Below are 9509 nucleotides of genomic sequence, written 5' to 3' on the forward strand. Positions count from 1 at the left end.
GGCTGGCCGAATACTGAATGGCAAAATCAAACGTGCAACTGTTCGGATCAATGCCCAAGGTCAATATTATGCGACCATCTTACTTGAAAGCGAAAAACAAGCTTTCAAGCCCATGGATAAAACTAATAAAGTGGTGGGGATTGACCTAGGACTAGATGACCTGATGATTTTGTCAAATGGACAAAAAATCAATATGATGCATTTTGATCTTGAAGCTAAATCTCAAGTCAGAATCTGGGAACGCAAAGTGGCTCGTCGCAGACGAAATGCCCAGAAAGAAATGGCTTTTGATAAGCATGAAAAACTCTTGTTGCCACGGACTAGTCTAAAACAGTTTCCGCGCTACCAACAGGCCCGTCGTACAGCCGCTAAACTCAAACGTCAAGTCAGTGACCGTCGTTCTGATCGATTGCAAAAGCTGACGACCCAGTTAGTGCAAAATTACGATGTGATCGTGGTGGAAAAACTCAACACACAAGGAATGCTGAAAAATTATCATTTGGCCCGGGCAATATCTAACGCTGGTTGGGGTAAATTAGTCTCCATGCTGAAATATAAGTGTGATTGGTACGGAAAGCAACTAATTTTTGTTGACGCCCAAAACACGAGTCGAATCTGCCATCAGTGTGGGCAAAAGAACCATCAATTTGACAATTTAAACCAGCATGAGTGGTTAGCCGTCCGGGAATGGTTTTGTCCAACTTGTGGGACGCACTTAAACCGTGACATTAATGCTAGTCAAAATATTTTGCACCGTGGACTAGCCCAAACCACCAAAGAAAAAGCACTCGTTTAGGCGAGTATTGAAACTAAGGTATGGAACGTACCGTGGTAAATAGCAGTGACCGCTGTCTATTTAGTTAGAGCAATCTAACCGATAAGTTTGCTGTGTTCCCAGAATCCATCCTTTTTAAAGGATGGTAGTTCAACTGCCCATCAGCTAGTTTGAAAAGAAAGGGTGTTATCCAGGTCGATGTTTTATTGCCAGAAATGCGGTAAAAAGAATACTGAAGAGAGTCAGCTTTGTGCTTTATGCGGGACAGTTCAGGAAGTTTTTGAACCAGAAACAGAGTTTAAAGCCTGCAAACGGTGTAACAAACAAATTCCCGTCAGAAGTAATTACTGTTACTATTGCGGGATGGATCAAGCTAAGATCTTACTATCAGAATTAAAAGTTGAAAAAAAGCAGCCGCCAGAAGAGCAACCGGCTGACCAGACTGAGCAACTCCCCAAAATTGATTTAAGTGACCGGGAAAAATTACAGAAGTTTATTAAGTTAGCCAAAAAACAGGGAGTTACCGTGCATGTTTTAGGTAAAAATGAATCCGTGACACCGGGGATTATTCCAGGAACGAAATTATTTTTGCGAGATTGGTTGAATGTGAATAAAAGAATGGGCCGGGCGGACTTTTGGTATGGACTGATCGGCAGCTTTTGTTTAAGTATTCCAATTGGGATTTTAATTGGGCTGCTTGCGATTTTTGTCCAACGGATCGATCCTGCCGGTCTGATGCCGACAATCAAGTTTGGCATGGCTGCTTGGGTCGCTTATTTTACGGTGGCCTTATTCACAGCTTTAGTCAGGCGTTATCATGATATTGAGTTACCGGGTTATTTGGCGTTATTACTGCTGATCCCATATTGTGACATGATCGCGCTGATCATTGCACTGCTGCCGCAGAAACGAACCAATACGAAATATACCTTTGAAGATCCACGACGTAAGAACAAAAAACATCATTAAAAACTAGAACTAACACAAGCACATGATTTTTGGGGTGAGAAGCAAAGATGATGGAAACGGACAGGTTAAAGTTGAGACCGTTCACAAGTAATGACGCAATGGCAGTTTTAGCATATGGCTCGCAAACGACCGTCGCACGGGCTGCTAATTTTACTAGTTTACGAACACTGAGAGATGCTCGCTCATTTCTGGCTGCCTTACAAAGGCTGGGGATGTTAGCTATTGTTGAAAAAGAGACTGACAAGCTAGTGGGCAACATTGGGGCGTTTCCGTTTCTTAGTCCAACTGGCAGCCCGGTCAAAGCTGGGCTGGAAGTGGGCTATGCTTTAAACCAGGATTTTTGGGGACGAGGTTATATGACTGAAGCTTTACGCGCACTTTGTCAGGAACTTGCAGTGCAGAACGTTCAGTTTGTCCGGGCGCGAGTCTATGCGAATAATCAAGCTTCGATCCGAGTCTTGGAAAAGGCCGGATTTCACCGTCAAAAGGAACGGCAAATTTTGGACGTTTTTAAGCCGGACCAGCAGGTTTTAGAATTGTTGTATGTTAAAATGTTAACTTAGAGACAGAAAGGTTTTGAAGAAATGCAATTAACAAAAGGTTTTGAGCAAGCAGCCTGTATTATGGCGCTGTTGGCTACTCAAGAAAAAAACTCGCCAGTTCCATCTGGGGTGATCAATGCAACGCTTGGAGGGTCAGCGACTTACCTGCATAAAATCATGCGAAAGTTAGTCGTTGGTGGACTGATCAGTTCAGTCTCGGGGAATAATGGTGGCTTTTCACTGGCTAAAGATCCCGCTGAAATTACTTTATTAGAAATTTACCACGCGACAGAAGGTCAAGTGAAGACTTTTCAGGGGTTAGGTTTCTTTGAAAGAGCCTTCCAAGATTTCCCGTCACTAGCGACTCAAGGTGATGCAGCCATCACTGGTGCTTTTCACGAGGCCGACCGGCGCTGGTCCGATTATATTGGTAGCGTAACTGTCCAAGATCTTTTGTGGGAGACTTTCAAGGTTGATCAGATTCCACTGGTCAACTGGAATGATTTAAGTGAGGGGAGCAAGCGATAGACTAAAAATTTAAACACATGGCTTGAATAGTTGTTGCTAACTAGGTTTTTATGGATTTCATTTCGATACTCAATTCTTAAGTTAACAGATAGGAGCAAAAAAATGACAGAAGAAAAGCAAAAATATTACGGTGCTGATGCAGTTGTTGATAGTTTGATCAATCATGATGTTAAGTTTGTGTTTGGAATTCCTGGTGCCAAGATCGACCGGATCTTCGAGAAACTCGACCATCCGACCGCTGAAAATGCACCACAGTTTATTTTAACGCGTCACGAACAAAACGCGGCTTTTATGGCAGCTGGAATTGGCCGGATCACAGGTCATCCTGGCGTAGTGATCACTACTTCTGGTCCAGGGGCGTCGAACTTAGCGACCGGACTTGCCACTGCCACGACAGAAGGCGATCCAGTCTTAGCGTTATCTGGTCAAGTGCAGCGGACCGATGTTTTACGGCAAACACACCAGAGTATGAATAATACTGCAGTTTTTTCTGGGATCACGAAATATGATGCAGAAGTGCAAGACCCAGATAATTTATCAGAAGTGATCGCCAATGCTTATCAAGAAGCAGAAGCTGACAAACAGGGTGCAAGTTTTGTTTCCATTCCCCAAGATGTGACTGATGGTGAAGTGAAAACAGCTGTGTTAAAACCACTGCCAGCCCCAATTTTAGGGCCTGCGAGTCCAATCGAAGCCACGATGTTAGCGGCGCGGATCAAAAAAGCTAAGCTGCCCGTTTTATTGGTGGGGATGCGTGCTTCAGATCCACAAACGACTGAGGCGATCCGCAATTTGGTTCGTGAGACTCATTTGCCAGTGGTAGAAACTTTCCAAGGGGCAGGAATTATTTCGCGTGAATTAGAAGATGATTTCTTCGGCCGGGTCGGACTCTTCCGCAATCAGCCCGGAGATAAGCTGCTGAAAAACAGTGACTTAGTTATCACACTGGGTTATGATCCGGTGGAATACGAACCGCGTAACTGGCAACTAAATCCTGAGCAAAGTGTAGTCGTGATCGACTCAGTTCGGGCTCAGTTAGATAAGAATTTCCAGCCGGAACGTGAATTAGTCGGGGACATTTCACAGACCTTAGAATTTTTATTGCCATACATGAAAGGCTTTAACATGCCGGAAGAATCGCACAGTTTCTTGGGCGAATTACGCGACCAGTTGAAATTACGTGATGAACCGCCAGCCTTAACAGAAGGGCAAGTACGTTCTCATCCCCTAGCGGTCATCGCCGCCATGCAAGAGCGGATCACGGATGAAATGACAGTGACCGTTGACGTGGGGAGTTTCTACATTTGGCTGGCTCGGCATTTACGCTCCTATGAACCACGCCACTTGCTGTTTAGTAACGGGATGCAGACCTTGGGTGTGGCATTGCCATGGGCGATTTCAGCAGCTTTAGTTCGTCCGGAGACACAGATCGTGTCAGTTTCTGGCGATGGCGGATTCCTATTTTCTGCTCAGGACCTGGAAACAGCGGTTCGGTTAAACTTAAACATCGTTCATTTGATTTGGAATGATGGTCACTATGATATGGTTAAGTTCCAAGAAGAAATGAAGTACGGGACGTCGGCTGCGGTTAAATTTGGGCCGGTCGATTTTGTCAAATACGCAGAAAGTTTTGGCGCAACAGGTTTACGTGTCAATCGCGCGGAAGATTTGGCCAATGTTTTAGATCAGGCTTTCAAGACCAAAGGACCAGTCGTGGTCGATATCCCAGTTGATTATAGTTTCAATCACGATCTAGGCGAACAATTACTGGACGATCAGTTACGTTAAAAGTTTGAGTGCAGGAGGTTTTTAAATGACACAACAGCAGAGTAAATTATACCAACATGGAACCTTAGCAACCTTAGTTCCTGGCTTATTTGCAGGGACGATGAAGCTCGGGGAGATCTTGAAAAATGGTGATACGGGGATCGGCACTGCTACAGGTTTAGGTGGGGAAATGATCGTGTTAGATGGTCGGCCATACCTAGTCAAAAGTACCGGTGAAATTGACGTTTTGCCCGCTGAAACGATGGTGCCATTTGCAACCGTGCATTATGCGGACCATGATTTGCCAGCGACTGTCGTGCATGATTTGGACGAAGCACACTTAGGTGATGTGGTCTTTGACAAACGGGCGCTGAAAAACATCTTTTTTGCTGTTCAGATCACAGGGAAGTTCTCCCACGTGAAGACGCGCGCCGTGGCTGCACAAGAACGCCCTTATCCGCCATTGTCAGCGGTGGCAGATCAGCAGGCCATTTTCACTGAAGAAGATAGTCAGGGAACACTAGTCGGTTATTTCTCACCAGAGCTGTTCCAGGGGATGGCGGCTGCCGGTTTTCACTTACACTATCTAAATGATACACACACCATGGGCGGACACGTGTTGGACTTTACGGTCAGTGAAGGACAACTGACTTTGCAGCCTTTTAGCAGTGTCGAACAACATTTCCCAGTGGATAATGAGGAATTTATGGCACATGATTTTGATCTAGGACAAATGGATGCTAAGATCAAACACTCAGAATCGTAGAAAAATCAGGATTTTTGGCTAGTTTCCGAAAATAGTTGTGAAAAATGTAGAATTTCGGTTGCTATTTAGGTGCTAATCGTTTTATAATGAACACTATCGAAAAGAGGTCGCGAACTTTATCAGTAACATGACTTAGTCGGGAAAACGACGCAGGTGATGTGAAAGGGAAGTTTGCCGAAGCAGCAACATTTTTCCGTGTTGTGAGCTGGGGCCCAGTACAAGATGCTGGGAACTGTCGTAGGAAAAATTCCTACGGGGCGCTATCGAGATGTGATTGACCGTTTTTTAAACGGCATGATTATTGATAGAATATTAGCCGGCGCAGTTTTCGATAATGAAAGCTGTGCCTTTTTATATTTTATTGCTTTTTCTTGGTCGCCTCTTCGAATATTATATTTGGAGGGAACTATATTGAAGGAACAGGATGTTGTCAGTTTAGACAGTGGTCAACAAACAATTGACCAAACAACGCAGTTGGAAAGTGATCATGGGGTTAAGCGGTCCTTAAAGACCAGACACGTTTCCATGATTGCTTTAGGTGGAAGTATTGGAACTGGATTATTCGTTGCGAGCGGGTCGGCGATTTCGACTGCCGGACCTGGAGGGGCTTTACTAGCTTATGCCGGGATCGGATTGATGGTCTTTTTCTTAATGACTTCATTAGGGGAGATGGCCACTTACTTGCCAGTCACGGGTTCGTTTGCAACTTATGCACGGCGTTTCGTGGACCCAGCGATGGGGTTTGCGATGGGCTGGAACTATTGGTTTAACTGGGCGATCACTTTAGCGGTCGATATTTCCACGGTTGGACTGGTGTTCAAATTTTGGTTCCCACATGTTCCAAGCTGGACCTTTAGTCTAGGTGCTTTGGTCATTATCTTTTTGATCAATGCTTTGTCAGTGAACTCATTTGGTGAAACTGAATACTGGATGGCTTTGATCAAAGTTGTGACCGTGCTAATTTTCTTAGCAGTTGGGTTCTTAACTATTTTTGGGATCATGTCCGGTCATGCGACACTTTTAGAAAATTTTGTCTATAAAAAGGCACCATTTGTTGGGGGGATTCCTTCAATTTTGTCAGTCTTCGTTGTTGCAGGATTCTCTTTCCAAGGAACTGAATTGATTGGGATCACTGCCGGCGAATCAGAGGACCCAGAAAAGAGTATCCCAAAGGCAATCAAGCAGGTCTTTTGGCGGATCATTCTCTTCTATATCTTAGCTATTTTTGTTATTGCAGCTTTGATCCCATATACAAGTCCAAACTTATTAGGGTCTGATGCAGCCGATGTTGCAATTAGTCCATTTACATTAGTTTTCCGTCGGGCCGGTTTAGCCGGAGCTGCCGGAGTGATGAATGCGGTGATCTTAACGTCAGTGATGTCAGCCGCTAACTCTGGGATGTATGCTTCAACTCGGATGCTCTTTTCTTTGGGAGTGACTGGGGATGCGCCTAAGATCTTTAGTCGGGTCAACGGACGCGGAATCCCAATGCCAGCTTTAATTGGAACAGCCGCTATTGGGTTATTGACCTTTGCCACCAGTATCTTTGGTGATCGAATCTACACCTTCTTGGTTAGTGCAAGTGGTTTAAGTGGATTTATTGCCTGGGTCGGGATTGCACTGTCACATTATCGTTTCAGAAGAGCATTTAAGGCGCAGGGCCATGAGTTGTCAGAACTCCGGTATCATGCAAAATGGTTCCCATTTGGCCCACTGTTAGCTCTGGTATTGTGTATTCTAGTGATCATTGGCCAAGACTTACATTCTTTTGCCAGCTTTGACTGGCAGGCGATCTTATTCTCATACATGTCAATTCCGCTCTTCTTAGTACTCTTTATTTACTATAAGGTGCGTCATAAGACACATCTGATTCCGTTAGAAGAAGTTGATTTGACTCCGCATAAAGTAAAGGTTGAAAAAAAGGATTAAGAAAGCTTGAAATTTGTGCTTAATTCAACTATATTTAAAGAAAGTCAATAAACAAACGTCATGGTACATCTCAAGTAAGCACGCCAGAGACACAGTGGTTGGTGGAAACTGTGAAGCTGAAAATCCAATGTATCTTTCGATGGGCAGGTAATGCTGCACGGGAGACCGTTATTTTAAGTGAGTGCGAATTAATTTTCGAACTTGGGTGGTACCGCGAAAACAAGTCTTTCGTCCCAATTAGTGGGATGCGAGGCTTGTTTTTTATTTTGGCAAAAGATGGCAAATGCGCACCCATGTTTAATGCAGAATGAATTTGATGTAAGTTTAGACAATCCTAAGGAGGAGTTTTAGATGTTAGATGTTAAAATGATCAGACAAGAACCCGATGAATTTAAACGCCGGTTAGGAACTCGTGGAGTTCAGCCAGAAGAAATCGACAACTTATTAGCTGAAGATAAAAAGCGGCGTGAGTTATTGAACCGCACAGAAGAATTAAAGCGTCAACGAAATGATGTTTCGGGGCAAATTGCTCAAGCTAAAAGAAATAAGGAAGATGCTTCAGCTGCGATCGCTAAGATGCGTGAAGTTGGTCAAGAAATTAAAAAATTAGACGAACAAGCTAATGAAGCAGTTGAATTGGTCAATGATATGGCAGCCCGTTTGCCTAACTTGCCTAATGAAACGATCCCTGTTGGTCCAGACGAAAGTGCAAACGTTGAATTACGCAAAGTTGGTACACCACGCGAATTTGATTTTGAACCTAAAGCTCACTGGGATATTGGTGAAGACCTGGATATTTTAGACTTTGAACGGGGAGCTAAAGTTTCTGGTGCCCGTTTTGTCTACTATAAAGGGATGGGTGCGAAGTTAGAACGTGCACTTTATAACTTTATGTTGGATGAACACGAAAAAGAAGGCTACACGGAAATGATCACGCCATACATTGTTAACGATGCCTCAATGTTTGGTACAGGCCAATTCCCTAAGTTTAAAGAAGATGTTTATCAGTTACAGGGACAGCATATGACAATGATCCCGACAGCGGAAGTGCCTTTGACTAACTACTACCGTGATGAAGTGATCCCAACTGAAGATCTGCCAGTCTATGTCACAGCATTAAGCCCTTCGTTTAGATCTGAAGCCGGTAGTGCTGGCCGAGATACTCGTGGTCTGATCCGGATGCATCAGTTTAATAAGGTTGAAATGGTTAAGTATACTAAACCAGAAAACTCATATGAAGAATTAGAAAAAATGACGGCTAACGCTGGTAATATTATGGAGAAGCTGGGCTTGCCATATCATGTGATCACTTTATCCACAGGGGATATGGGCTTTAGTGCCGCAATGACTCATGATTTGGAAGTTTGGATGCCGGCTCAAAACACTTACCGGGAAATTTCAAGTTGTTCTAATACAGAAGATTTCCAAGCACGTCGGGCCCACATCCAGTATCGTGATGACAATGGCAAATTGCATTTTGTGCACACCTTAAATGGTTCTGGTCTGGCAGTTGGTCGGACAGTGGCCGCTATTTTGGAAAACTACCAAAATGAAGACGGTTCTGTGACGATCCCAGAAGTTTTACGTCCATACTTGCATGGCGCAACTAAGATCACTAAATAATGTGACCTAAATTTGATTACGACAGCAGCAGTTCACTGAAATTTTAGTGGACTGCTGCTTTTTTTTGCTTTAGGCGGCTTTTTAACCGGAAAGAGTGGCCTTTAAAAAATAAGTTGTAGAAAATGTTTCTAAAAATTGAGATAACTGTTAAAGAAACACTTAATCTTTCAAACCTAATACGAACTATTAATAGATATAAGTAATTAATGTTAGTAAATAATTCTATTTATTTACTTTAATATGAATAATAATTCGGACTATAAAATTAGTGAGAAGAAAAACTAAAAAAGTGTTGACGATGCGGGAAAACGTTGGTATGATTGTATTTGTTGTTTGAGAGGCACACAGGAATGTGATTGCTGCTTAAATAAAAGTTAAAGTTTCTCTTGACTTTATCAAGAGAGATTGATATACTAATAAAGTTGCGTCGCTGTTCAAGAAAAATTTTGACACCTGCACGTGACTGTGATAAACTTAAGAAGTTAATTCTTATAGTTAGTAGATCTTTGAAAACTGAACAAAGTTTCGACAAATCAAATGTGTGAGGTCACTGATCTTATGATCAGTGCAAAAAAACATTTGCGAAGTCAATTTCGCTAGTAAAATTTAT

Annotated in this window: 8 protein-coding genes and 1 riboswitch; all 8 genes read left to right on the forward strand. The window is 43.2% G+C overall.

Features of this window, described 5'->3' with window-relative positions:
* A partial coding sequence (locus LPAF129_RS10780) for an RNA-guided endonuclease InsQ/TnpB family protein (RefSeq protein WP_244057091.1) occupies positions 1 to 796 on the forward strand: 796 nt, incomplete at its 5' end.
* Between the two features lie 177 nt (positions 797 to 973).
* Positions 974 to 1744, forward strand: coding sequence for a zinc-ribbon domain-containing protein (locus LPAF129_RS10785; protein WP_244057093.1), 771 nt, complete (start codon positions 974 to 976; stop codon positions 1742 to 1744).
* Positions 1745 to 1794: 50 nt separating this feature from the next.
* The gene (locus LPAF129_RS10790) at positions 1795 to 2307 is read left to right on the forward strand and encodes a GNAT family N-acetyltransferase (RefSeq protein WP_265747622.1); all 513 of its coding nucleotides are present in this window, start codon (positions 1795 to 1797) and stop codon (positions 2305 to 2307) included.
* A gap of 21 nt (positions 2308 to 2328) precedes the next feature.
* Positions 2329 to 2814, forward strand: a complete 486-nt coding sequence (locus tag LPAF129_RS10795; protein ID WP_244057100.1) for an Rrf2 family transcriptional regulator — start codon at positions 2329 to 2331, stop codon at positions 2812 to 2814.
* A gap of 102 nt (positions 2815 to 2916) precedes the next feature.
* Positions 2917 to 4602: an acetolactate synthase AlsS gene (gene alsS / locus LPAF129_RS10800; RefSeq protein ID WP_244057104.1), complete on the forward strand. Its 1686-nt coding sequence runs from the start codon at positions 2917 to 2919 to the stop codon at positions 4600 to 4602.
* 25 nt (positions 4603 to 4627) lie between these two features.
* Positions 4628 to 5347, forward strand: a complete 720-nt coding sequence (budA, locus tag LPAF129_RS10805) for an acetolactate decarboxylase (protein ID WP_244057107.1) — start codon at positions 4628 to 4630, stop codon at positions 5345 to 5347.
* Between the two features lie 93 nt (positions 5348 to 5440).
* A riboswitch (Lysine riboswitch) is annotated at positions 5441 to 5618 on the forward strand.
* A gap of 203 nt (positions 5619 to 5821) precedes the next feature.
* Positions 5822 to 7276, forward strand: coding sequence for an amino acid permease (locus LPAF129_RS10810; protein ID WP_265747623.1), 1455 nt, complete (start codon positions 5822 to 5824; stop codon positions 7274 to 7276).
* Positions 7277 to 7627: 351 nt separating this feature from the next.
* Positions 7628 to 8899 (forward strand): serine--tRNA ligase, encoded by a 1272-nt coding sequence (gene serS, locus LPAF129_RS10815; RefSeq protein WP_244057110.1) that lies wholly within the window; start codon positions 7628 to 7630, stop codon positions 8897 to 8899.
* Positions 8900 to 9509: the final 610 nt, after the last annotated feature.

This window comes from Ligilactobacillus pabuli, assembly GCF_022836475.1.
Taxonomy (GTDB): domain Bacteria; phylum Bacillota; class Bacilli; order Lactobacillales; family Lactobacillaceae; genus Ligilactobacillus; species Ligilactobacillus pabuli.